The 23719-nt window shown below is 58.8% G+C and carries 20 protein-coding genes and 1 riboswitch; of the genes, 6 read left to right on the top strand and 14 right to left on the bottom strand.

Going from position 1 to position 23719, the window contains the following annotated elements; all coding sequences use genetic code 11:
* Nucleotides 1-73: 73 nt before the first annotated feature.
* Complete coding sequence (gene norR / locus B2A78_RS01780) at nt 74-1639, top strand: nitric oxide reductase transcriptional regulator NorR (protein ID WP_077728197.1); 1566 nt, start codon at nt 74-76, stop codon at nt 1637-1639.
* On the opposite strand, the gene B2A78_RS01775 is transcribed toward norR (B2A78_RS01780), so the two are convergent.
* Nucleotides 1625-2020: a hypothetical protein gene (locus tag B2A78_RS01775; RefSeq protein WP_077728196.1), complete on the bottom strand. Its 396-nt coding sequence runs from the start codon at nt 2018-2020 to the stop codon at nt 1625-1627. The two genes, norR (B2A78_RS01780) and B2A78_RS01775, sit on opposite strands and share 15 nt — an antisense overlap.
* 350 nt (nt 2021-2370) lie before the next feature.
* Nucleotides 2371-3945: an efflux transporter outer membrane subunit gene (locus B2A78_RS01770; RefSeq protein WP_077728195.1), complete on the bottom strand. Its 1575-nt coding sequence runs from the start codon at nt 3943-3945 to the stop codon at nt 2371-2373.
* Between the two features lie 505 nt (nt 3946-4450).
* Here B2A78_RS01770 and norR (B2A78_RS01765) point away from each other — a divergent pair.
* Nucleotides 4451-6001 carry a nitric oxide reductase transcriptional regulator NorR gene (gene norR / locus B2A78_RS01765; RefSeq protein ID WP_077728194.1) on the top strand — a complete coding sequence of 517 codons (1551 nt, stop codon included), beginning with the start codon at nt 4451-4453 and terminating at the stop codon, nt 5999-6001.
* A 143-nt stretch (nt 6002-6144) separates the two neighbouring features.
* Here norR (B2A78_RS01765) and B2A78_RS01760 read toward each other — a convergent pair whose 3' ends face one another.
* Both B2A78_RS01760 and B2A78_RS01755 read right to left on the bottom strand, forming a co-directional pair.
* On the bottom strand, nt 6145-6873 hold the full coding sequence (locus B2A78_RS01760; RefSeq protein ID WP_077728193.1) for a 16S rRNA (uracil(1498)-N(3))-methyltransferase: 729 nt from the start codon (nt 6871-6873) through the stop codon (nt 6145-6147).
* Nucleotides 6874-6875: 2 nt separating this feature from the next.
* Nucleotides 6876-8225: an adenosylmethionine--8-amino-7-oxononanoate transaminase gene (locus B2A78_RS01755; protein WP_077728192.1), complete on the bottom strand. Its 1350-nt coding sequence runs from the start codon at nt 8223-8225 to the stop codon at nt 6876-6878.
* Between the two features lie 75 nt (nt 8226-8300).
* Between B2A78_RS01755 and B2A78_RS01750 the strand changes: the two genes are divergently transcribed.
* The gene (locus B2A78_RS01750) at nt 8301-8843 is read left to right on the top strand and encodes a Uma2 family endonuclease (protein WP_077728191.1); all 543 of its coding nucleotides are present in this window, start codon (nt 8301-8303) and stop codon (nt 8841-8843) included.
* A gap of 3 nt (nt 8844-8846) precedes the next feature.
* Here the strand turns inward: B2A78_RS01750 and metF are convergent, their stop codons facing one another.
* From metF to B2A78_RS01730, 4 genes are all read right to left on the bottom strand, one after another.
* Nucleotides 8847-9704 (bottom strand): methylenetetrahydrofolate reductase [NAD(P)H], encoded by an 858-nt coding sequence (gene metF / locus B2A78_RS01745; protein WP_077728190.1) that lies wholly within the window; start codon nt 9702-9704, stop codon nt 8847-8849.
* A 113-nt stretch (nt 9705-9817) separates the two neighbouring features.
* Complete coding sequence (ahcY, locus tag B2A78_RS01740) at nt 9818-11236, bottom strand: adenosylhomocysteinase (protein ID WP_077728189.1); 1419 nt, start codon at nt 11234-11236, stop codon at nt 9818-9820.
* A gap of 71 nt (nt 11237-11307) precedes the next feature.
* A riboswitch (S-adenosyl-L-homocysteine riboswitch) is annotated at nt 11308-11384 on the bottom strand.
* Nucleotides 11385-11419: 35 nt separating this feature from the next.
* Nucleotides 11420-12589: a methionine adenosyltransferase gene (gene metK, locus B2A78_RS01735; RefSeq protein ID WP_077728188.1), complete on the bottom strand. Its 1170-nt coding sequence runs from the start codon at nt 12587-12589 to the stop codon at nt 11420-11422.
* A gap of 118 nt (nt 12590-12707) precedes the next feature.
* A complete protein-coding gene (locus tag B2A78_RS01730; RefSeq protein WP_143735039.1) occupies nt 12708-13193 on the bottom strand; it encodes a hypothetical protein in 486 nt (161 codons plus the stop codon).
* 166 nt (nt 13194-13359) lie between these two features.
* Here B2A78_RS01730 and ppa point away from each other — a divergent pair, with 166 nt between their 5' ends.
* Together ppa and B2A78_RS01720 are read left to right on the top strand one after the other, a co-directional pair.
* Complete coding sequence (gene ppa, locus B2A78_RS01725) at nt 13360-13908, top strand: inorganic diphosphatase (RefSeq protein ID WP_077728186.1); 549 nt, start codon at nt 13360-13362, stop codon at nt 13906-13908.
* A 46-nt stretch (nt 13909-13954) separates the two neighbouring features.
* On the top strand, nt 13955-14797 hold the full coding sequence (locus B2A78_RS01720) for a 23S rRNA (adenine(2030)-N(6))-methyltransferase RlmJ (protein ID WP_077728185.1): 843 nt from the start codon (nt 13955-13957) through the stop codon (nt 14795-14797).
* A gap of 117 nt (nt 14798-14914) precedes the next feature.
* Here B2A78_RS01720 and B2A78_RS01715 read toward each other — a convergent pair whose 3' ends face one another.
* The 5 genes from B2A78_RS01715 to B2A78_RS01695 all read right to left on the bottom strand — a co-directional run bounded on the left by B2A78_RS01715 (nt 14915) and on the right by B2A78_RS01695 (nt 18796).
* Nucleotides 14915-15220 carry a HigA family addiction module antitoxin gene (locus B2A78_RS01715; RefSeq protein ID WP_077728184.1) on the bottom strand — a complete coding sequence of 102 codons (306 nt, stop codon included), beginning with the start codon at nt 15218-15220 and terminating at the stop codon, nt 14915-14917.
* A gap of 73 nt (nt 15221-15293) precedes the next feature.
* Entirely contained in the window at nt 15294-15509 is a 216-nt protein-coding gene (locus tag B2A78_RS01710) for a type II toxin-antitoxin system RelE/ParE family toxin (RefSeq protein ID WP_240502371.1), read from the bottom strand.
* A 300-nt stretch (nt 15510-15809) separates the two neighbouring features.
* The gene (locus tag B2A78_RS01705) at nt 15810-16349 is read right to left on the bottom strand and encodes a hypothetical protein (protein WP_077728183.1); all 540 of its coding nucleotides are present in this window, start codon (nt 16347-16349) and stop codon (nt 15810-15812) included.
* A gap of 74 nt (nt 16350-16423) precedes the next feature.
* The gene (locus B2A78_RS01700) at nt 16424-17119 is read right to left on the bottom strand and encodes an FRG domain-containing protein (RefSeq protein ID WP_077728182.1); all 696 of its coding nucleotides are present in this window, start codon (nt 17117-17119) and stop codon (nt 16424-16426) included.
* 456 nt (nt 17120-17575) lie between these two features.
* Complete coding sequence (locus tag B2A78_RS01695) at nt 17576-18796, bottom strand: PilT/PilU family type 4a pilus ATPase (protein ID WP_077728181.1); 1221 nt, start codon at nt 18794-18796, stop codon at nt 17576-17578.
* A gap of 512 nt (nt 18797-19308) precedes the next feature.
* On the opposite strand from B2A78_RS01695, the gene B2A78_RS01685 reads away from it, so the two are divergent.
* Entirely contained in the window at nt 19309-19545 is a 237-nt protein-coding gene (locus tag B2A78_RS01685; RefSeq protein WP_077728179.1) for a hypothetical protein, read from the top strand.
* A 47-nt stretch (nt 19546-19592) separates the two neighbouring features.
* Here B2A78_RS01685 and B2A78_RS01680 read toward each other — a convergent pair whose 3' ends face one another.
* On the bottom strand, nt 19593-23711 hold the full coding sequence (locus B2A78_RS01680; RefSeq protein WP_143735038.1) for a chemotaxis protein CheB: 4119 nt from the start codon (nt 23709-23711) through the stop codon (nt 19593-19595).
* Nucleotides 23712-23719: the final 8 nt, after the last annotated feature.

The raw sequence follows: 23719 nt of genomic DNA, 5'->3' as shown, positions 1-23719 counted from the left end.
AACTTAAATAACTGAAGGTATTTTTAACCATGGCGTGTTATGGTTGTTACTACCATATACGGTAAATAACACCATGATTGAGAACATGCTGGTCGCCGACCTGGCGGCCGACTTGCCGCAGGCTATGCGCTTGCAAAGACTGGTAAGCGCCTTGCGGACACAGTTTCGTTGCGGGGCGGTTGCCCTGCTGCGTTTGGAAGAAGCGCATTTGCGTCCGGTCGCCGTCGACGGCTTGGTACGCGATGCCTTGGGCAGGCGCTTTGCGATGAGCGAGCATCCGCGCCTCGCCGCCATTCTTTCGCGTCGCGAGCTCACGTGCTTCGATCACGACAGCACGCTGCCCGATCCGTACGACGGCCTCATCGAGACGCATGTCGGCGAGCCTCTCCCGGTGCATGACTGCATGGGCATCAGTTTGTACGTGGAAGATCAGCCGTGGGGCGCGGTCACGCTGGACGCCCTGGAAGTCGGCGTGTTCGACGATGCCGCGCGGGACTGTCTGCGCCAATACACGGCGTTGATCGAGGCTTCGATACGGGTGACCCGATTGGAAGCGGAAATCCGTGCGTTGCGCCTCGCTCACGATAAGGAACCCTTCTCGGCATCGCCGTTGGAAGACGACGGCGAGATCGTCGGTCAGAGCCAGGCCATCACTCAATTGTTGCGGGAGCTCGATGTCGTGGCCGATTCCGAACTCCCGGTGCTGTTGTTGGGCGAGACCGGCGTAGGCAAGGAATTGTTCGCGCGTAGGCTGCACCGCCTGTCGCGCCGTCGCGCTCAGCCGCTGGTCCACGTCAATTGCGCGGCCTTGCCCGAATCGCTGGCCGAGAGCGAGCTGTTCGGCCATGCCAAGGGAGCGTTCTCGGGGGCGGCGGTCGAGCGTCCGGGTCGCTTCGAGGCCGCCGAGAACGGCACGCTGTTTCTCGACGAGGTGGGCGAATTGCCGCTCGCGGTTCAGGCAAAGCTCTTGCGCACGCTGCAGAACGGAGAGGTTCAGCGCCTCGGCGAGGATCAACCACGGCATGTGAACGTGCGGGTGATCGCCGCGACCAATCGCAAGCTGCGCGACCAAGTACGTGACGGGGCTTTCAGGGCGGACCTTTATCACCGTCTCTCGGTTTATCCGGTGCACATACCGCCCCTGCGCGAGCGCGACAACGACGTGCTGCTATTGGCGGGCCGCTTTATCGAACTCAATCGCGCACGGCTGGGCTTGCGCAGTCTGCGGCTCGCTCCGGAAGCGGAAACTGCTCTCAGGCAATATCGCTGGCCGGGCAATGTGCGCGAACTGGAGCATGCGATCAGCCGTGCCGCCTTGAAGATCATGAGTCGTGGCGTCGATCGAAACGATATCGTCACCCTGCCCGTCGATTTGCTCGATCTCGACCTCGATCAGTTCGAACCTGGTCCCGATGTGGACTCCACGGCTTCGGTTCACGAACCGGCGGTGGTTTTCACGCTGCGTACGGCGGTTGAGGAAAGCCAACGCCGCTGCATACAGCACGCGCTTCGCTTGTGCGGCGGAAACTGGGCCAAGGCCGCGCGCCAGCTGGACGTGGACCCGAGCAATCTGCACAAGCTCGCGAGGCGGCTAGGTTTAAAGCCGGACGACGTACGAACGGGGCTAAGAGAAAAATGAGAACGTCGCGAGCAGAATGGCGCCGGCGATCACCCAATACCTCGGGCGAACCTTGTCGGCCCACTGCCGCGCGGTGACGAGTTCTTTCAGCCACCACGCCTTGGCAGCCGCGACAATCCCGCCGAGGATCGCCGTGATCTTTCTGACGATGAAGGGCGATAGACCCAGAAAAACCACCAGGCCAAACCAGGCGGTGACCATTTGCGCGCTTCGGGTAGATAGCCCGAAGTGTGTTTCCAGCAGGTGTTCGGACGCGAGCTCCACGACCTCCACGAAAAGATGAAGTCCTTCCAATAGGAAGGCAAAAACAGCATCGCCCTGAAACGCGATGACCAACAGAACCAGGGTGATCAGACTTCTGATCTGAATTTCTTTTCCCATGCTTACCTCGGGTGGATCGAGATGCTTCCGTCAGCATTCCCGGCGCGCATCTCCGAGCGACGATGGCTCGCGGAGATTGCCAAACGGTTGACGGTTTTATTGGGGGATAGCATTAGAGGAGTCCGTGATAGCCATACATCACTCGATTGCAGGTTGCCGTCCCGATTCGGCGCGGCTCGGCCGAGCCGTTCCGGAGACGGTTGCTCCGTAGCGGAGAGCCTGGGCGCGGCACGGTTCGCCTCTAACGAATCATTTTTCGGTACCAGATCGGCCATGGTGATTGCCTCTGCTTGTTGCGTTGCTCAACAGGACAGCGTCGGCGCTTGGTTCTCGTTTCTGCCGGCGCGCTCTCAGTCGGCGATCGATTGGGGGCGCGTGATGTCGGCGTTGTTCGTATATCCCCCGCCCAGGGCTTCGATCAGATCGGTCATGGCCACGAGTTGGTTGGTCTCCAGGCTCTTCAGCACATATTCCTGATTCAGAACCGCGTGCCGGCTCTGGAGTACCGTGCGGCGGTCGTCCAGTCCGGCTTGGAGGCGCGTCTGCGCGAGGTCGAGATCTTCCCGCTGTGAAACCAGGAGACGCAGGTGCGCCTCCAATATGTTGCGCGTCTCGCGCCAGCTGCTCAGGCTGTCTGCGACCTCTTGTATCGCCTGCACCAAGGTGTCGTTGTAGAGCTCGACCGCTCCGTCGTACTCTGCCCGCTGCGCCGACAGCTCGCCACGCAGGCGTCCGCCCTCGAACCAGGGCAGCCTGAGCCCCGGCGCGATCCCGTAAGCGAAACTCGAACCCGAGAACAGAACGTTGGCCAGGGAGCTCGCCCCTTTGGTGGTGAGCCTCAGGGCATTCACGCCGACGAAAGCGGTGAGATCGACCGTGGGCAGAAAGCGCGCCTTGGCCTCTTTGATCCTGTGCGCCGCCGCCTCGGTCCGATGGAGGGCGGCAGCCAGGTCCGGCCGATGCGCGAGCAGGCCTATGGGAAGCCGGGTGGGCAGCGGAATTCTTTCCGGGATGGTCACCGGATTGGCGAACAGTTGGCGGGTTTCGTCCGGGCTGGTACCCATCAGCCGGGCCAGTAGATTCCGCTGCACGTCCAATTGATCCTCGGTACCGGCTTCTCGTTTTTGGGCCGTTTCCAGGGCGATGTTCGCCCGCTTCACCGAGCTGGCAGACGTGAGGCCGCTTTCGAAGCGGGTATCGGCGAGCTCGAGCAGCTCATGACGCAGCTCCACCATTTCCCGGGCCAGATCGAGCTGCCGCTTGAGCGCCGCTCCGCGGAAGTAGGCTCGGGCGATGGCGGTCGTCAACTGCAGACGGACTTCCGCCTGTTCGGCCGCGGTCGCTTCCGCCTCGCCCAGCGCCGCTTCCAGCGCCGCTCGATTCTTTCCCCAGAAATCGAATTCGTAGCGGAGACTTACGGGGTTGATGCTGGCGAAAATGACGTTCGCGCCTGCCGCCTCTTCGCGATTGAGCGCGGCGAATACGCCGTTCTCCGAAATCCGTTCGTTGGCGAACTCCACGTCCGCGTCCAGGAAAGGCAAAAGTCTCGCGCCTTCCACTCGGGCCATGGCCTGCGCCTGGCGCAGCCTCGCCGCCGCTGCCTTGAGGCCGGGATTGTCCTTGAGTGCCACCGCCATGAGACGATTCAGTTCGGGACTATCGAACTGCCGCCACCGTCGGTCTTCGGGCCATGCTCTCCTCGGCGTCAGGGGCTCCTTCTCGCGGGCTTCGGATAATCCATGCGCCATGTCGGGGGCGGGCATGAACTCCGCGCGCTTTCCGCCGGGCGGAATCCAGGCACACCCTGCGGCAAGGAGTACGCATCCGACGGCGAGCCCGGCCCAAAGGCTTCGACCTCTAGCAAACGCGGGAGTGGACAAGTTGAAGCGCCAGCTATGCAGGCGCCCTGAGAAAATCACTAGCATCCACTGTCCTCGCAGTAAACTTTTATCGGCGCCCCGGTTTGCCGAAATTGCTCGCGGCACCGGGCCTGTTCATTGGTCACCTGAAGCTGGCGTTTGCGCAGGGTCGTTCGACACGCATTCGGAAAAGTCGGCGATGACCGATTGGACGAGACCGGCCGTGAGTACCTGACGGATTCACACGGGTTGCTGCCGATGGTGAAGCATTCCGGATGACGGGGGCTTGTCGGGAACGCCAGCCATTAGGCTGCAGGCGGCGAACCCTAGGCACCGTTTCGGCCGGTCCTGTCGGCTAGACAGTGGCAGGATCAGTGCCAATTTGTAACTAACTGAACTAAATGAGAAACTTTCAAACGCAATCCTGAGCAAAATTGTCAGATACAGTCATTTTGACTACATGCACTCGTCAGTCATCAGATAAGTTACTGAGCTACAAACAAATCGTACGAGAAAGACTGACCGACTCATCGTTGTCATTTCGCCACACAAAATGATTTGATTAAGAACAATGTCATTTTTACTCGATACGTTTGGCGATTCGCAGAACGCTCTGCTCGACACTGTCCTGGATTTGACCGCGTGCCTGCCGTCGAGAGAGAGATATACCCGGCTCCTCGCCGCGTTGAGCCGGGTGGTTGGGAACGATGCCTGTGCCTTGTTGCGCTGTCAGGGCGATGTCCTGGTGCCTACCGCCTCCCAAGGACTTAACGCCGAAGTCATGGGCCGGCAGTTCCGGCCCGAAGAGCAGCCACGCCTGGCCGCTGCTCTCGCTTCCCGGAAGCCGGTCCGCTTTCCGGCCGACGATTCGCGGCCGGACCCTTACGACGGGCTGCTGCTCAATGATTCCGGAGGGCGATTGCAGGTCCACTCCTGCGTTGGGTGCGCCCTGTATTCCGAAGATGACTTATTCGGTGTATTAACGGTCGACTCCCTGGCGCCCGGCGCCTTCGACGGGATCGAAGACCGGGTATTCGAGATTTTCGCCTCGATAGCCGCCGTGGCGATGCGCTACGAAACCTTCATCAACGCGCTGGAAGCCTTGGCGAATCATCGCGGGCTGGTCAGCCGGGAACTGGTGCGGGAAGCCTTGCTGCGCGGTGGTCGAATGCTGGGCGAAAGCCCGGTCATGCGGGACCTGAACCGAGAGATCGATATCGTCGCACGGTCCGATCTGACGGTTCTTCTGACGGGGGAAACCGGTGTCGGCAAGGAGGTGGTGGCCCGCACTCTCCACGCGCGTTCGCGGCGCGCCGACCAGCCTCTGGTCCATGTCAATTGTGCGGCGCTTCCGGAGACTCTGGCGGAAAGCGAACTGTTCGGACACGTGCGCGGTGCTTTTAGCGGCGCGAACGCCGACCGGTCCGGCAAATTCGAACTCGCGGACGGCGGTACCTTGTTCCTGGATGAAATCGGTGAACTGCCGCTCTCGATTCAGGCGAAGCTGCTACGGGTATTGCAGTTCGGAGAGATTCAGCGCCTGGGATCGGACAAGAATCATCGGGCCGATGTCCGCATCATCGCGGCGACCAATCGTCATTTGGCGGAGGAAGTGAAAGCCGGCCGATTCCGAGCCGATCTTTACCATCGGCTGAGCATCTATCCCTTGCATGTACCTCCGCTCCGGGAGCGGATCGAGGACATACCGTTGCTGGCGGGGCATTTTCTGGATCAGGCACGGGTGCGCCTGGGCCTTGATCGGGTGCAGTTGGCGTCTTCGGCCGTCGAGGCCCTGACACGCTATAGCTGGCCGGGAAACATACGGGAGCTCGAGCATGTGATCCTCCGGGCAGCGTTGCGCGCTTCGAGCCGCGGGAGTTCGGTGATGCTCCAGGTCGAAGATCTCGCGATTGGGGGCATGTCGGCGCCAAAGCGAGTGCCAGAGGTCGAGTCGGCCAGCGGCACGTCGCGGTCTCTGGCGGAAGCCGTAGCGGACCTTCAGCGGCAGGAGATACGCGCCGCTTTGGACCGCTCCTCTCAAAACTGGTCGGAAGCTGCGCGGCGGCTGGGACTCGACCGCAGCAATCTGTACCGCCTGGCGAGGCGACTGGGAATCAAGTAGGCCAGCCGTGCAATCGGGTGCGTAGCGGCTTCACCCAAACGGTGAGATCGGTAGCAGGTAGGACGGTCACAATTCATACGGCTTTTCTATTCCTTCTAAGCGGTCAACTGCCGTTTCTAGGACGATGTGCTCGCGCGACCGCATCAGCCTAAATCGCCCCAAATCGCTTGTATCGCCGACAGTGCGGCGAGCACGGCGGTTTCCGTCCGGAGGATACGTGGCCCCAGCCGAACCGGGACGAACCCCGCTTCCCGGGCCAGCACCCGCTCCTTCTCGGCGAAGCCGCCTTCGGGCCCTGAAAGGATGCTTACAAAACCTTCCGGCCGCGGCAGGTCCTTCAGGCCGACCGCGCCTTGCGGGTCGAAAAATAGCCGCAAGCCTTCGCGTCCGACAACCCAATCCTTAAGCTCGATCGGTTCCTCGACCTCGGGTACGCGGTTCCGGCCGCATTGCTCGCAGGCGCTGCGCGTCACTCTCTGCCAGTGCTGGCGCCGGTTTCCGCGTCGCGTATCGTCGAGGCGAACCACGCAATGTTCGGTGAACAAGGGCGTAATTTGGCTCACTCCGAGCTCCACCGCTTTCTGGATGGCGAGATCCATGCGTTCGCCGCGCGAGATGCCGAGGCCGAGGTGAGTGGTGAGCGGCGATTCGACTTCGCGGTTTCGCCCGTCGCCGATTTCCACGTGAACCTCATCGCGTCCTATAGCCGAAACCCGAGCCGAATATTCGCGCCCGTCGCCGTTGAACACGGTCAGGTCGGCCCCTTTTTTGAGCCGAAGCACGGTGCGGAGATAGTGGGCGCTTTCCTCGTCCAGCCGAAGGACCGCGCCTTCTTCGAGCGTTTTCTGAAGATAAAGCCTGGAAACACGCATAGCTAATCTTTCGTTGCGATATCGATGGCTTCGCCCGCGACATCCGCCATGAAACGGATTTGGTCGGGGGTGATGACGTATGGCGGCATGAAATAGATGACGTTGCCCAGAGGACGCAACAACACGCCCCTCGTCAGCCCGTGACGATACACGCGAAGCCCGCGCCGCTCCTGCCAGGGGTATGGTTCGCGATCCGTCTTGTTTTTAACCAGCTCGATGGCCAGAATCATCCCGGTTTGGCGGATTTCGGCAACATGCGGATGATCTTCGAACGCCGCCGCCGATTCTGCCATGGCATCGGCCAACAGCCGGTTCGCTGCCAATGTGTTCTCCTTCTCGAATAAATCCAGCGTCGCCAGTGCCGCCCGGCATGCGAGAGCGTTTCCGGTGTAGCTGTGGGAATGCAGGAAAGCCTTCAGCTTGGTGTATTCGTCGTAAAAGGCGGCATAGACCGCCTCGGTGGTCAGCACGCAGGACAGCGGCAGGTAGCCGCCCGTCAGCCCTTTAGACAGACACATGAAATCCGGCCGGATACCCGCCTGCTCGCAGGCGAACAAGGTTCCGGTACGGCCGAAGCCCACGGCGATCTCGTCGGCGATCAGATGCACGCCGTGGCGGTCGCAGGCCTCCCGCAAGAGCTTCAGATAAACGGGGTCGTACATGCGCATGCCGCCCGCGCATTGAACCAGGGGCTCGACGATGACCGCGCAGGCCTCCGCCGCGTGAGCCGCGAGTGTCCGTTCCATCTCGGCGAATTTCCGCCGGGAATAATCCGCCCAGGTTTCTCCCGGCTCCCGATGATAGCAGTCGGGACTCTCGACGGTGATGGGTTTCAGCAAGAGCGGCTCGTAGGTCTCCTTATAGAGCGCCACGTCGCCGACGGCCAAGGCGCCCAAGGTTTCGCCGTGATAGCTGTTGCTCAAGGCGATGAAGCGGGTCTTCTCCGGTTTTCCGGCGTTTCGCCAGAAATGGAAGCTCATTTTGAGCGCCACCTCGACCGCGGACGAGCCGTTGTCGGCATAGAAACAGCGGGATAGTCCTTTCGGCGCAAGGCCGATCAGCCGTTCGGCCAGCCGGACCGCCGGTTCGTGCGTGAATCCGGCCAAGATTACGTGTTCCAGCGTTTCGAGTTGATCCTTGAGCGCGGCCTTGATGTAAGGGTGGCCGTGGCCGAACAGATTCACCCACCAGGAGCTGATGGCGTCGAGATAACGGTTGCCTGCGAAGTCTTCCAGCCACACCCCCTGCCCGCGCTTGATCGGTATCGGCGGCAGGGCTTCGTGGTCCTTCATCTGAGTGCAGGGGTGCCAGAGGACGGCGAGGTCGCGGCTGGACCAGTCGTGGTTGTTCATGGTCGAATACAGGAATCAAGTGAAAATGGCGTTGATCGCATAGGAGATACAGTCGTGAGCCGGCCTCATACTCTGATGACTCCGAATCCTTACGAACGCTTGCTCGCGCTGCCGGAAAACCTGGTGGGCGAAGTGCTCGACGGCGAGCTGTATACCCAGCCCCGCCCCGCCGGGCGCCACGCCGCGGCGGAGTCCGGTCTGCAGAGCAAAATCGGTGGGCCATTCCGCTACGGCGACCCCGGCGGGTGGTGGATCCTGGTGGAACCGGAAGTCCACTTCGTTCGTGACACCGAAGTCGCCGTGCCCGATCTCGCCGGCTGGCGGCGGGAACGGATGCCGACGCTGCCCGAAGACCACCGTTTCGAAGTGGTACCGGACTGGGTGTGCGAAATTCTTTCGCCCTCGACCGAGCAGAAGGACCGTGCCCGAAAGCTGCCATTGTACGCCCGTTACGGGGTTTCCTACGCCTGGCTGGTCGACCCTCTGGTACATACCCTGGAAGCCTTCGCGTTGCGCGAGGAAGGCTGGTTGCTCATCGCGACGCTCAAGGACGACGATCCGGTCAAGGTTCCGCCCTTCGACGCTATCACCTTCTCGCTGGCGGATTTGTGGGCGTGAGGCTCAATCCGCCGCAATCCCCATATTCCTCCAAATCCCCAACACCGCCTCGGCACGATTCAGCGTGTAGAAATGCAGTCCTGGCGCGCCCTGCTCCAACAGCCGTCGGCACAGGTCGGTCACCACTTCCAGCCCGAAGGCGCGGATCGATTTGCGGTCATCGCCGAACACCTCGAGCCGTTTCCGTATCCAACGCGGGATATCCGCTCCGCAGGCGTCGGAAAACCGGGCCAGTTGCGTGTAATTGGAGATCGGCATGATGCCGGGCACGATGGGAATGTCGATGCCCATTTTTTCGCAGTCGTCGACGAAGCGGAAATAGGCTTCGGGATTGTAAAAATACTGGGTAATGGCGCTGTCGGCGCCGGCCTCGACCTTGCGCTTGAAGTTGCGCAAATCGGCCTCCATGCTGGCCGCCTGGGGATGCATTTCCGGGTAGGCCGCCACTTCGATGTGGAAGTGATCGCCTGTTTCCCGACGGATGAATTCCACCAGTTCGTTGGCGTAACGGAATTCTCCCGGTGACAGCATGCCGGAGGGCATGTCCCCGCGCAGCGCGACGATATGCCGGATGCCCTGATTTTTATAGGCTTCCAGAACCTCCCGCACGCTAGTCTTGGTGGACGCGATGCACGAGATATGAGGAGCCGCCTCGATGCCGGTATTCCGCTGGATTTCGACCACCGTCTCGAAGGTCTTCTCCCGCGTCGTCCCGCCCGCGCCGAACGTCACAGAACAGAATTTCGGCTTGAGCGCGGCCAGTTTCGCCAGGTTCGTGCGGAAAGCGTCTTCCGCTTCATGATTCTTCGGCGGGAAGAATTCCAGGCTGAAGATTCTCGGATATTTTTTTTGCGATTCCATGGGAGTCATCGTATCTCAGATAGAAGAAATCCTGCACAAGGCAGGATTTCTTCGTGGTCAGAACGGTAAGCGTAGGGCAAACGGTTTTCTACCCTATTTGCTGCCTCGCAGGATCAATACCGGTAATGATCCGGTTTGTACGGACCGTCCACCGGTACGCCGATGTACGCCGCCTGTTCCGGCGTCAACTGCGTGAGCTGTGCGCCGATCTTCTTGAGATGCAGGCGCGCCACGTGCTCGTCCAGATGTTTCGGCAGCACATAAACCTTGTTCTGGTACTTGTTGCCATGGCAGAACAGCTCGATCTGGGCCAAGGTCTGGTTGGTGAACGAGTTCGACATGACGAAGCTCGGATGACCCGTGGCGCAGCCGAGGTTCACCAAGCGCCCTTCGGCCAGCAGGATGATGCGCTTGCCGTCCGGAAAGATGACGTGGTCGACCTGCGGCTTGATGTTTTCCCAGGTGTACTTCCTGAGACTCGCGACCTCGATTTCCGAGTCGAAATGGCCGATGTTGCAGACGATGGCGTTGTTCTTCATCTTTGCCATGTGATCATGGCTGATGACGCCAACGTTGCCGGTGGCGGTGACGAAGATGTCGCCCTTGTCGCACGCGTCGTCCATGGTGACCACGCGGTAGCCTTCCATCGCCGCCTGCAAGGCGCAGATCGGATCGATTTCGGTGACCCATACGGTGGCGCCGAGGCCACGGAACGCTTGGGCGCAGCCCTTGCCCACGTCGCCGTAGCCGAGGACCACGCAGATCTTGCCCGCAATCATCACGTCGGTGGCGCGCTTGATGCCGTCCACCAGCGATTCGCGGCAGCCGTACAAATTGTCGAACTTGGACTTGGTCACCGAATCATTGACGTTGATCGCCGGGAACGGCAAGCGGCCTTCCTGCTCCATCAGGTACAGGCGGTGCACGCCGGTGGTGGTTTCCTCGGTGACGCCCTTGATGTTGGCGAGCACTTTCGAATACCAGCCCGGCTGGGAAGCCAGACGCTTCTTGATGGCGGCGAACAGTACCTCTTCCTCTTCGCACGTCGGCTTGTCCAGGAGCGAGGGGTTCTTTTCGGCGCGAGAACCCAGCGTGATCAGCAGGGTCGCGTCACCGCCGTCGTCGAGAATCATGTTCGGCGTGCCGCCGTCGTGCCACTCGAAGATGCGGTGAGTGAATTCCCAGTATTCTTCCAGGGATTCGCCCTTGTAGGCGAACACCGGGATGCCGGCGGCGGCGATGCCCGCAGCGGCGTGGTCCTGGGTGGAGAAGATATTGCAGGACGCCCAGCGCACTTCCGCGCCCAGAGCCACCAGGGTCTCGATCAATACGGCGGTCTGAATGGTCATGTGCAGACTGCCGGCGACGCGGGCGCCCTTGAGCGGTTGCAGTGCGCGATACTCCTCGCGCACCGCCATCAGGCCCGGCATTTCGGTTTCGGCGATGGCGATTTCCTTGCGGCCCCAGTCGGCCAGGGAAATATCGGCGACGCGATAGTCGTTGGATGAATCAGGATTTGCGACAGCGTTCATGTTTCATGCTCCTCATTGCGTGAATTTCTCCACCGGCCACAAACACTGGTCAGGTGTCCCGACCAGCGGAGATGAACCGAGCGCCGTTGACATAACAGTTGCGCCGACCGAGCCTGGCGGATGTCCCGTCGCAGCGCTCCTCAGCCCGCACAACACCGCCTCACCCGGCGGCCGGGTAAAACATTACAGAGCGGATAAGCCGGCCGCTTCGCGCAGTGCCTCGGCCTTGTCGGTCTTCTCCCAGGTAAACGTGTCCTCGGTGCGGCCGAAATGTCCGTAAGCGGCCGTGGGGCGATAAATCGGCTGCAGAAGATCCAGCATGCGGATCAGCCCCTTCGGCCGCAGATCGAAATACTCGCGCACCAGCTGCACCAGGCGTTCCTCGGCGATGACCCCCGTGCCGAAAGTATTGACGCTGATGGAGGTCGGCTCGGCCACCCCGATGGCATAGGACACCTGAATTTCGCAGCGTTCGGCCAAACCTGCGGCGACGATGTTCTTGGCCACGTAGCGGCCCATGTACGCCGCCGAGCGGTCCACCTTGGACGGGTCCTTGCCGCTGAATGCGCCGCCGCCGTGCCGTGCCATGCCGCCGTAGGAATCGACGATGATCTTGCGGCCGGTGAGTCCGCAGTCGCCGACCGGACCGCCGATGACGAACTTGCCGGTGGGGTTGATGAAGTACTTGGTGTCCTTGTGCAGCCATTCCTTCGGAAGGACGTGGAGGATAATTTCGTCCATCACCGCCTCACGCAGGATTTTCGGATCGATATCCGGTGAGTGTTGGGTGGACAGAACCACGGCATCGATGGCGACCGGCTTGCTGTCCTCGTAGCGGAAGGTCACCTGGCTCTTGGCGTCAGGACGCAGCCAGGGCAGAAATTTCTTTTTTCTCACTTCCGCCTGGCGCTGCACCAGCCGGTGGGCGTAAGTGATGGGAGCCGGCATCAACACATCGGTCTCGTTGGACGCGTAACCGAACATCAGGCCCTGATCGCCGGCTCCTTGTTCGTGGTCGTCGGATTCGTCGACGCCCATGGCGATGTCGGGCGACTGTTTACCGATGGCCGTGAGCACCGCGCAGCTTTCCCAGTCGAACCCGATCGACGGATCGTCGTAGCCGATTTCGCGCACGACCTGGCGTACCAGCGTCTCGGTATCCACCCAGGCCGATGTGGTAACTTCGCCCGCCAAAATCACCATTCCGGTCTTGACCAAGGTTTCGACGGCCACTCTGGCCCTCGGGTCTTGTCTCAGCATTTCGTCCAGAACGGCATCGGAGACTTGATCGGCGATCTTGTCCGGATGGCCTTCGGAAACGGATTCGGAAGTAAAGATAAAGTTGTTGCTCACAGTATGACCTTCCTTAAAAACGGTGATTACGAGCGGGCCTAAAAGCCCGCCATTATAGGGTAATGGGATAGACCGACCAAATTTTTGCGGCAAAAGTCAATGGGCATCCGGCGCAGTCTCAAATCACCCGGAAAACCGCATTCAGCCCGAGCAGCAGAAAGCTAAACGGAATCGATGCTAACAGAAGAAACAAGGAGACGACGAGGCCGGCGCGAATGCCGATCGGTCGTCCAGTCCGATCGAAGCGGACGCCAAAGCCGTAAAGAGCGCCGAGCATCTGTGATGCCACCGCGATTACAAAAATCAGGATATACCGTTCTTCCAGGCGAAATGCATGCGCCAGTATGTCGCTCGACACCGTGAGCATCAGCGGCGCGTAAACCACGGCGGACGGCAAGGCGAGGCCGTAAGCGCGGGGGAGCGTCAGGCGGATTCCGACCGTTCGTCGCACCGCGAACCGCAATGCCGCCATCCACGGAAGATTGATGATGAGGTAAATCAGGACCAGCCTGGAAAAATCGTCGACCGAGTACGCGGACGGGCGGAGTAAGAGATCGACTGAAAGATACAGTAAAGGGTGAGCTTTAAAAAGCAAAGGGTTCACGGCTTTATGCCCAAAAATTAGACATCATCCAGGAAATAGCCTATTTGATGGCTGATCTTGCCGGGAATGTCGCATCATATCGTCCACAGTTCCTTACCAACCGGCCGACCAGCAAACATTGCTATAATCCCGCAGTTTTACCTCAGCTAAAGGAGTATCCGACCCCATGTCTTTGATGAAAGTCAGTTCCGGCAAGAGCGTTCCGAACGACATCAACGTGGTCATCGAAATCCCGGCGTACAGCGATCCGGTGAAGTATGAGATCGATAAAGAAACCGGAGCGCTTTTCGTCGACCGCTTCATGGGCACGGCGATGCAATATCCCTGCAATTACGGTTACGTTCCGCACACTTTGTCGGAAGACGGCGACCCCGTGGACGTGCTGGTGGTCGCTCCCTGGAAACTATTGAGCGGATCGGTGGTTCGCTGCCGGCCGATCGGTCTATTGAAAATGACCGACGAAGCCGGCGGCGACTGCAAGATTATCGCGGTTCCCCACGACAAATTGACCCCGCTTTACAGCAAGGTCAACTCCTTCCGCGACATTCCCGACAGTCTGCTCGCCCAAATCGCACACTTCTTCGAGCACTATAAGGACCTGGAACCCGGCAAATGGGTCAAGATCGACGGCTGGTACGACGGCGAGGAAGCGAAGCAGGAAATCACCAGCAGCATCGAACGTTACAACTCGGCCAAGAAAAAGCCGAATTTCTGATCAGTCTCCGACCGAGAGCCCGTCTTCCCATTAAACGTCGTAATCCATGCTGAGCTACCGCCACGGCTTTCACGCCGGCAATCATGCCGATGTATTCAAACATCTGGTTTTGACCCTGCTAGTTCGCTCGCTGCTGCGCAAGGAAAAGCCGTTTTTCTATCTGGACACCCATGCCGCGGCCGGGCGTTACGATCTCGGCTCGGCGATAGCCCGCAAGAATCGCGAGTACAAAACCGGTATCGGTCCATTGTGGGAGGTTAAAGACGCGCCCGAGGCGATCCTGAACTATCTCGGAGCCGTGCGCGCTTTGAATTCCGACGGCAAACTGCGCTTTTATCCCGGCTCTCCCCATATCGTCCGGTACTACCTGCGCCCAGGCGATCGGATGACGCTTTCCGAACTTCATCCCAACGAAGTCAAGGTACTCGGCGAGGAATTCGCCGGCGACAAGCAAGTCAAGATCCATCATCTCGACGCCTATCAGGCGCTCAAGGCGTTGCTGCCGCCTTCCGAACGGCGGGGCCTGGTGCTGATCGATCCGGCCTTTGAGCTCAAAGACGAGTGGCGGCGTCTGCTGGACGCCGTGAAGGAGGCTTATCGGCGTTGGGCGACCGGTATTTTTGCAGTCTGGTATCCGATCCAGGATCGCGCCACGGCGGACGATTTTCTACGCCGTTTCAAGAAATCCGGCATCCGCAAGGTGTTGGTCGCGGAATTCTCGATACTCGACCCTGACGAAACCCTCCGCCTGAACGGCAGCGGCATGGTCATCATCAACCCGCCCTGGAAACTGGAAGAGGAACTGCGCAGTCTGTTGCCTTGGCTGTGGGAAAAACTGGCGGTGGATGGCCAAGGGACGTGGCGGGTGGAGTGGTTGGTTGGGGAGTGAGCCAAGGGCGAAATATCGTGCACCGTATGCAGACGTTCCATTCGGCGCATTACGTCAACGCTAATGCGTCCTACGCGGTCTGTTGGGCGGTCAGGTTGAGGGAAGCGTCAGACCGAATTATGAATCCGGGTGCGTTTCAGCCCAAGGCCGAATATGTGCGAGGGTTTCGGCCATCGTCTCGCGCGCGATCATAGTGTCGTAATGAGCTTGGGCGCGGAGCCAATAACCATCGGACAAGCCGAAAAAACGACACAATCGAAGATCGGTATCCGCGGTAACGGAGCGTTTTCCAGCGACTATTTCTCCGATGCGGCGTTGGGACACGCCGATCTCCTTCGCCAACCTGTACTGGGTGATACCCATCGGATTCAGGAACTCTTCGAGGAGCAGTTCGCCGGGAGAAACAGGAGCAATATCGCGCATAAGTATCCTCTCAATGGTAAACGACTATCTCGACGTCGAAAGCCTTGCCGCTCTCAAAGCGGAAACAAACGCGTCACTGGTCGTTAATGCGAATGCTCCACTGATCCTTTCGGTCACCTTTCAAGGCTTCCAGCCGATTTTGGGGAGGTACTCTCAGGTCCTCCAAGCGCCCCGCGACATCAAGCTGCGTCAGTTTTCGGAGCGCCACTCGTTCGATATTGACGAAACGTGGAACTCGCTCACCTCTGAACAGGGCCTCCGTTTCGCGGCATTTGAACGATTCGATCATGATTACAATGCTGGCGCAATGCGTTAGTATCGTCAAGCGCCACTATTGGTTGGGCTGTGTCTCTTACGGTAGGAGCGCCAGTTACCCGGATGTGCAGTTTTCCCGCATCCGATTCCCCGGTTGTACTCGCTTGCGTGTCGGGCGGCATCGTCATGCGCAAACCCAGTGCGGGTGTATCTCTTCGGTGATTGTCGGGAGGGCCAACCCATGTAGGGCGGAATAGGATACTCCTGTATTCCGCCGTATGGAGACATTCCATTCGGCGCATTACGCTAACGCTAAGCGCTCTACGCGGGCTGCTCATTTCTTGAGCGCACTAGCGATGATGATTGCACCGATAATGACGGCGACGCTTACTGGCAATGAAGCTATACCCTGAAATAGCAGGTAGCCGATTCCGATAAGAAGGAGAAAAACGGAAAGCTCGCGAGCGAAGATCACGGCGCCAAGAACGGCGAAAGCGGCGAGCCAAAATTTGTCTTGCTTTGCATTAAGGAAATACCATGCACCCCACAGGCACAGACCAGCCATGGGATAGCGGAAATACCATTTGTCCTCGAACTCTTCCTGCTTTCTTCGCTTGGCCTCTTCCTCCTCTCGTTTACGTCGCTCTGCCTCTGGCGTTAGCTGAGTGACGTGCGAGGTGCGCCAATACCGGTAGGACTGAATCATTCCTAGGAGAAAGAACGGGAGCACCGAAAGAGTTTGGACTCCGAGTTGCCCTTCGGACCAAACGTAGCCGACTGTCAAACCAGTGATGGTGAGTGTTGCTCCCAGCGTGATCAGTGCTTTCCGCCGGCGCGTTGCCTGAGGAATCTCGACGATTACGAAGTCCTTCATATGGAAGCCCAACGTTTTGTTGACCGGCGCGCTGTTTTTGCGCGTCCGCTCGAACTAAATGTAATACGCATGGATCACAGGCTCCATTTGTGAAGCCATCCAACATGTTTAGCAAGGCCATCGAGATCGGGAAACATAGACGCCTCATTAATTCCGCACTTACTCACGGCAAGTTTTAGATCAAAGCAAATTAAGCTCGGAATAATCCACTTAACGAGCCTTTCGGAGATGAACGGTTGTTCTGGTTTCTCGTGATAGGTAAACAATCCTCGTTGCGCGGTGATCCGGGGTGTCAGGTGTTGAGGATAGTAAGCAAAGACCTCGTTTCCGACCTTCTTACAATCTTCATCAGTTTTTACAATGGGTAACGCCGGATGACCGTAGATAGCTGCATCTTTTCTTTCTCCCCCAAGAATTCCCGCGGGCCGTAGCGCGAAGTATGCAGCCACTAAGGGGCTTTCACTCCAGTCTAAAAGTCGGGTCGGTAATCCGTGGTGTTGTGCAATAGATAACCAGTCGAGATTTGAGCGGGGCTCAATACCCAAATGAGGACGGGCTTCTCTTTGAAATCGATCAATTGTTAGCGTTTCGGCTTCTGCCGAATACCCAGCGTGTGAACCATCCAAGTTTTTCCTGCTGTCAGAGCGTCCAACTTTTGGCACCAACTCGTACGTAGAATCTTCTACACCTCGGAATATCCAATTTTTCAGTTTGAATTCATCAGCGAGATTTGCGAGGTCGTGCCAACACTTTATTGTCTTTTGCTCCATCGTGTGTGAGCCTGGTAGTCGCAGATTAATGCGTATAACTAGAAGTAGTCACCCCAAAAGGCGCAAAACTTACGCCTTGAAGGTGCATAAAAAACCGCGATCCTAAAGCCGACGCGCTGTTCGAAATAACCGAAGCCATTTTGGCACCCTAGATTCCAAATCGATTACGTCTTCGGTGTCCGGATCGGGAGGCCATGCCTGTGACTGTAGTTCTGGGAGGTCGGGTTGCGGATTTCGAGCATACGGAGAACCGAGGCGCCGCGATAGTGAATCGTTATTGCGACATCCGTCAAGTCAACTAAAGCTTACAAATTGGGTCGGTTATTAATCTGATACGACATTGGCATTCCGGCGCCACACATCTCCGCGTCGAGGTCGGCGGTGGCGAGGAGATGCATCGGGCGGCGAGAAGTGTCCTGGCCTGAAAGCTCTTCCATGATTCGCGATCAGGAAGACTCAATGGGACTCCTCGGTCTTCTCGCTCTCATCGCCGACGGGCTCCAGGCTCAGATTCATCGTGCCGAATGGCGACTCGCCGGTTTGAGCGCTCTCGGTTTTTTCGCTGCTCTGATCTTGAGGAGACTCCGTATTTTCCGGCGATGTGTCCTTGGGAGCACGCTGCTGGCCCAGGCTGATTTTCAATCTGACGTTATTGGCCGAGTCCGCATTGCGGATGGCTTCTTCGGCGGTAATCCGGCCGGCCTGGTACAGCTTCACCAAATGGCTGTCGAAAGTTTGCATGCCCAAACCTTCGGATTTCTCCATGACTTCCTTGATCGCGTGGACTTCGCCCTTCCGGATCAAATCGCAGACCAGGGGCGTTCCGAGCAGAATCTCGATGGCGGCGGCTCGCTTGCCGTCCACCGTCGGCACCAGGCGCTGCGAGACGAAAGCCCTCAGGTTGAGGGACAAATCCAATAACAGCTGATTCCGCCGTTCTTCGGGGAAGAAATTGATGATTCGGTCGAGCGCCTGATTCGAGTTGTTGGCGTGCAGGGTCGACAGGCACAGGTGGCCGGTTTCCGCGAAATTGATGGCGTACTCCATCGTGTCCTGGGAACGGATTTCGCCGATCAGGATGACGTCGGGTGCCTGCCGGAGCGTGTTCTTGAGAGCGTCTTCGTAAGTCTGGGTATCGACGCCGACCTCCCGCTGATTCACCAGGCACTTTTTGTGGGGGTGCATGAATTCGATCGGGTCTTCGATGGTGATGATGTGCCCGGCGGAGTTGCTGTTGCGATAGTCGATCAGTGCCGCGAGCGAGGTCGACTTGCCGGAACCGGTGGCGCCGACGAACAGAATCAGTCCCCGTTTTTCCATGATGACGTTTTTGAGGACTTCCGGCAGACCCAGATCATCGACCTTGGGAATGTTGACCTTGATATTCCGCACCACCATCGCATGCGCATTGCGCTGTTTGAAGATGTTCACGCGAAAACGCCCCACGCCTTCCTCGCTGATGGCGAGATTCATTTCCGGACGCCGCTCGAAATCCCGCCGCTGGCCTTCGTCCATGACCGAATAGGCGGTCTCTTTGATCATGTCGTCGGTCAGTTCAATGGTATCGACAGGCGTCAGCTTCCCCTGAAATTTGGCTGCGGGCGGAGCGCCGGCTGTGAGATAAAGATCCGAGCCGTCCTTGTAGACCAGGAGCTTGAGGTAATTCTTGAACTTCATAGGCATTCTTCCTCGGCTGAAAGGGTAGTTTGATAACGACCGCGGATTTGCGTCCCGCATCATCGAAACGCTGTCGTTACGCCGAGAACCTCGTTTCAGGCATGACAGTTCGGCGTTCCGATCGCCATCCAAGTATAGATACCGAATCCTGCCCGACCGTGAACTGAGCCGCACAAATCAAGCGGCTTCGAGCCTTGTTTCAAAAATCAATTCGTAACCGGAATACGGGGGTTGACACCGAAATGAGAACGATTATCATTTGTGGCGTGTTCATTAGTTTCGGGAGTCGTGCCGTGAACTCCGCCGACCGTACGGTTTTTCAATCAGTCCGCCGACGGCATGCGGCTGCAAAGTCCGCCATCACGCTGGTCGCACTACTCGAGAACGGAAATCGGCACGCCGAGGAATTTCACTGTCTGGATCTGCCTTCGAAAGATTTTTCCAGACGCCTGTTGCTGTCGGCCGGCTTGAATACGGGTCGGCACATTTGTTGAAACGCCGGGGAGAGATACATGACCGTCAAAAGCCGCGCATGCGCCGATGCGGCGCCATCACCCGATTTGCTGGAGGAGAGTTTGCGTTTTCTGCTGATGCGGTATGCGAGAAATCCGTCGCCATCGACAGCCGGGCATATCGCCGCCTGCTTGGACGGACTGCTCACTCATCCCGAGTTTAAAGCGGCTCCGGACGACCGCTGCACGTATCGTCGGATGCGGTGCTATTGGCGGTTGGTCGAGCGCCTGGGTTGAGACAGGCGATACCCTTTTGGCGGACTGTAACGAACGGTGTTATCGGCTTAGATAGGACCGATTTCGGGGGTCCGAGATTTTTCCGCTACGGTGGCCAATAAGCCGGCCAGCGCATCGGGATCTACGGGTTTGACCAAGTGGCAGTCCAGGCCGGCTTCCTCCGAGGCACGGCGATCGTCTTCCGTGCCATAGCCGCTGATTGCTACCAAGAGCGCCTTTTCCATGCCGGGCAAGCTCCTAAGACGCCTGGCCAGTTCATAGCCGTCCATTCCGGGCAATCCGATGTCCAGTAACGCGACCTCGGGTTTGAAATTTGCCGCGATATTCAGCGCCATGGGCCCGTCGTAGGCGACCTCGACCGTATGTCCGGAGGCGCTGACGATCAGCGCGGTACTCTCGGCGGCGTCGTGGTTGTCGTCGACGATAAGAACCCTGCGCGGCACCAATACCATTTCGGATTGCAGCGCGGTGATATCTTGGGGGCTTTCGTCGATTCCCTGCCATAACGGCAGATACACCAAAAATTCACTGCCGAGGCCGAGTCCGGCGCTTTTGGCTTCCACCCGGCCGCGGTGCAGTTCGACCAGCCGGCGCACCAGCGTGAGCCCGATTCCGAGCCCTCCCTCCATGCGGTCCAAGCCTCTCTCCGCCTGCACGAAAAGGTCGAAGATATGCGGCAGTGCCTCGGGGCCGATGCCTCTGCCGTCGTCGCGGACCCGCAGCACGGCTTCATCGTTGACGATATGGAGACTGACCTCGATGTGGCCGCCCGGCGGAGTGTATTTTGCGGCGTTGGCGAGCAGGTTTTCGACGACCTGCTCCATGCGGGTGGGGTCCACTTTGACGAACAACGGACGCCCCGGCAGATCCAGGGCGAGCTTGTGCTGGCGCGAGTCGAGCTGATATCTGACGATTTCCAGAACATGAACGATCAGAGGCACGAGATCGATCGTTTCTTCGCGCAGCTCGATTTGGCCGCGGGTGATGCGCGCCACGTCGAGCAGATCGTCCACGATGCGGGTGAGCTTGGTGAGCTGCCGGTCCATCATCGCGTGGATCTGCTTGACGGGAGTCTTGTCGGGGTTGGCCCTCTGCAGGATGTGAAGCCCGTTACGGACCGGCGCGAGAGGATTGCGCAGTTCGTGGGCGAGCATGGCCAAGAATTCGTCCTTTTGCCTATGGGCTTCGCGCAAGGACTCCTCGATATCCTTGCGCTCGGTGATGTCGCGATTGGTCTCGAGCACGAGCGGCGGCTTGTTGCGCTGGACGACGACGGTGTTGCGGCTGTCGACGATGATGCGTTTTCCGGTGCGGGTGGTATGGACCACTTCTCCGACCCATTGCCGGTCCCGGGCGAGTATGCGTTCGAATTCCTCGGAGCTGATGCCGCGTTCGGTTTTCAGCAAGGTGTGGCTGATTTTCCCTATCGCCTCGGAACGCTTGTAGCCGTACAGTTCCTCCGCGCCGCGGTTCCAATACCGGACCGTGCCGCCGAGTTCCCACATCAGGACAGCTTCGTGGGCCTGGTCCAAGATTTCGCTCCGCTGCCTCAGGGCCGCTTCGATACTGCGACGCTCGGTGACATCCTGAATCGTCAGTAGGATCAGATCGTTCAGATGATCCTCTCCGAGCAGTTTGTAGGCGCTCAGGTTCAGGATGCGTTCGCCGATTTCGGGATGCGCCTGGATGATCTCATAATCCTCCAGGGTTCTCCCGCCCTGCGACACGATCTGGAGCGACTCTTTGATCTCCCGCCTATCCCACAGCCCGTTGCCGGTGTCGTAGAGGCAATTGTTCTGGATGGCCTCCGGTTTGGTCCGGAACATTTCGAAATAGGCCCGATTGGCGCGTTTTACCCGGAGATCCCGATCGAGCACCACCAAGGCGTCGCGCATGGTTCCCAGAATGGCCTCGTTGAATTCCTGCGCGTTCTTCAAGGTGAGATTGACCTGGCTCAACTCGTGATTGCGGACCCTCAGCTCTTCATTCGCCGTGGCGAGTTCCTCGTTGGCCGACTGCAATTCCTCCTTGGCGGTTTCGAGCTCTTCGTTCGTGCTCTGGAACTCCTGGTGAGCGGACAAGAGTTCTTCTTCCAGCGACCTCAGTTTTTCCTGGCCGGCTTTGTGGGCCTCGATAACGGATTGCAGATGGCGTTGCGTGGCATCGAGTTCTCGTCTCAACTCCGAGAATTGGAACTGCCCTCCAGCTTGCGCGGACTTGAAAAGCAGGCCCACTTGTCGCGTCAGAACGGAGGAAATTCGCCGAAGCCAATCGGCCGGGGCATGGATTGGAAGCCGGGACGGCGAATTTTCGAAAAGAATCAGGAAGAATTGCGCGGTGCCCTCGGCGTCGTTGAGCGGCAGGACCTCGAATTGAACATACCGTTCTTTCCCGTCGGTGCGGATGCGGATGTTTTCCCTTCGGACGGATTGTCCGGTCGACCGCGTCTCCTGAACGGCCTCCGACAGTTCGATGAAGAGATAGGTTTGGGTCAGGCTTTTTAGGTTCAGGCTTGCCGAACCCTGTTGATGCTCGAGAAACTGTCCGGTATGGCCGCGAAACTGGAGAACGTTCAGATCGTCATCGATCAGCACGCCGGCCGGCGCGTAACGTGCGAGCAGGATGTTGTCGGCCTGTCGCTGAACCAATCCGGGGTTTTGCAGTGGCGCAGCCGTTTCTGTCAGCGTTTTTTCAGGCTGAAGTGTCCTTTGTTCCTTCCCGCCGAAGTTCAGCAACATTCGGCCGGGAACGTTCTTCCTCACGTAGATGCTCCAATTTTTGTTTAAAGGTTCGAAGAGATGCGAACCTTGGGGACCGATATTTTCGGATGGCCCGAGCGCGAGAAATTTACCCGGATTGAGCGCGTAATGAAAGGTCGACATGACATGTCTCTGCAGTTCCGGATCCAGGTAGATGAGGAGATTGCAGCAACTGATCAGATCGAGCTTGGAAAAGGGGGGATCTTGCGCCACGTTATGTTCGGCGAAGACGCACGATTCCCGGATCGCCGGAATGACTTGATAATGAGCGTCGGCTCGGATGAAGAAGCGTCTGAGCCGCTTTTCCGAGATATGAAGCCTGATGTTTTCGGGATAGCGGCCGGCCCGTGCCAGGCTGATGGCCTGCGAGTTGATGTCGCTGCCGAAAATCTGTATCGGGATACTGACCTTCTTCTCGTCCAGAAACTCGATGAGCGCCATGGCGATGGAATAAGCCTCCTCGCCGGTCGCGCAACCGGGCACCCAAATACGAATCGGATCGTTCGGAGACCGGCCTTGCAGCAGCCGCGGAAAGACTTCTCTCGTCAATCCACGGAATGTCTCCGGGTCCCGAAAGAACGCGGTAACGCGGATCAGGAAATCCTGGCATAGCGCCTCGACTTCGGTCGGTTGATTCTGCAACAGGGCGAGATAATCGGAGAGGCTATGGATCTTGTTAAGCGCCATTCGGCGCATGAGCCGCCGTAAGATGGTCTTGCGTTTGTACTGGCTGAAATCGAGCCCGCAAGTGACGAGAACGACACGGAATATCTGCTTCAGATCCTGTTGCCGGATGGCCAGGGTCTCCAGATCGCCGGCGGCGGTCCCGGCTCGCTGGCCGAGGTTTGTGAGCTCCCGTGCGATCTCCTTGGGCGGCAATACGTAGTCGACGCATCCCATGCTGATGGCGCTGCGCGGCATCCCGTCGAATCTGGCCGAGGACGGATCTTCCGCAAACGCGATTCCGCCGCCGGTCTTGATCGCCTTGAGCCCCTTCGCTCCATCCGACCCGGTCCCCGACAGCACGATTCCGATTGCCTTTTTCCCCAGCTCGCGAGCCAGGGAAAGAAACAGATGATCGGCCGGCAGATGAGGCGACGGACGTCCGTGCCGGCGCTGAAGGTTCAGGCAACCGACCGAAACGCTTATATCCGCATCCGGAGGAATGACATAAATATGATCCGCCTGTATCGCCATCCCCTCGCGTGCCTCGATAACCGGCAATCTGGCGGTATTGGCCAGGATTTCCGCCAGCTTGCTGTCATGATCGGGCGATAAATGCTGGGCGATCAGGAAGGCGAAGCCGATGCCGGGCTCGATGGCTTGGAAAAGATCCAGCAGCGAGTTCAGACCTCCCGCCGAAGCGCCTATACCCACCATGGCCGGAATAGTCTCGGGCGATCTCAAGCAGCCAC

This window comes from Methylocaldum sp. 14B, from assembly GCF_002005105.1.
Lineage (GTDB): Bacteria > Pseudomonadota > Gammaproteobacteria > Methylococcales > Methylococcaceae > Methylocaldum.
The sequence above is the reverse complement of the archived record's forward strand: the minus strand, read 5'-3'. Positions and strand labels throughout refer to the sequence as shown.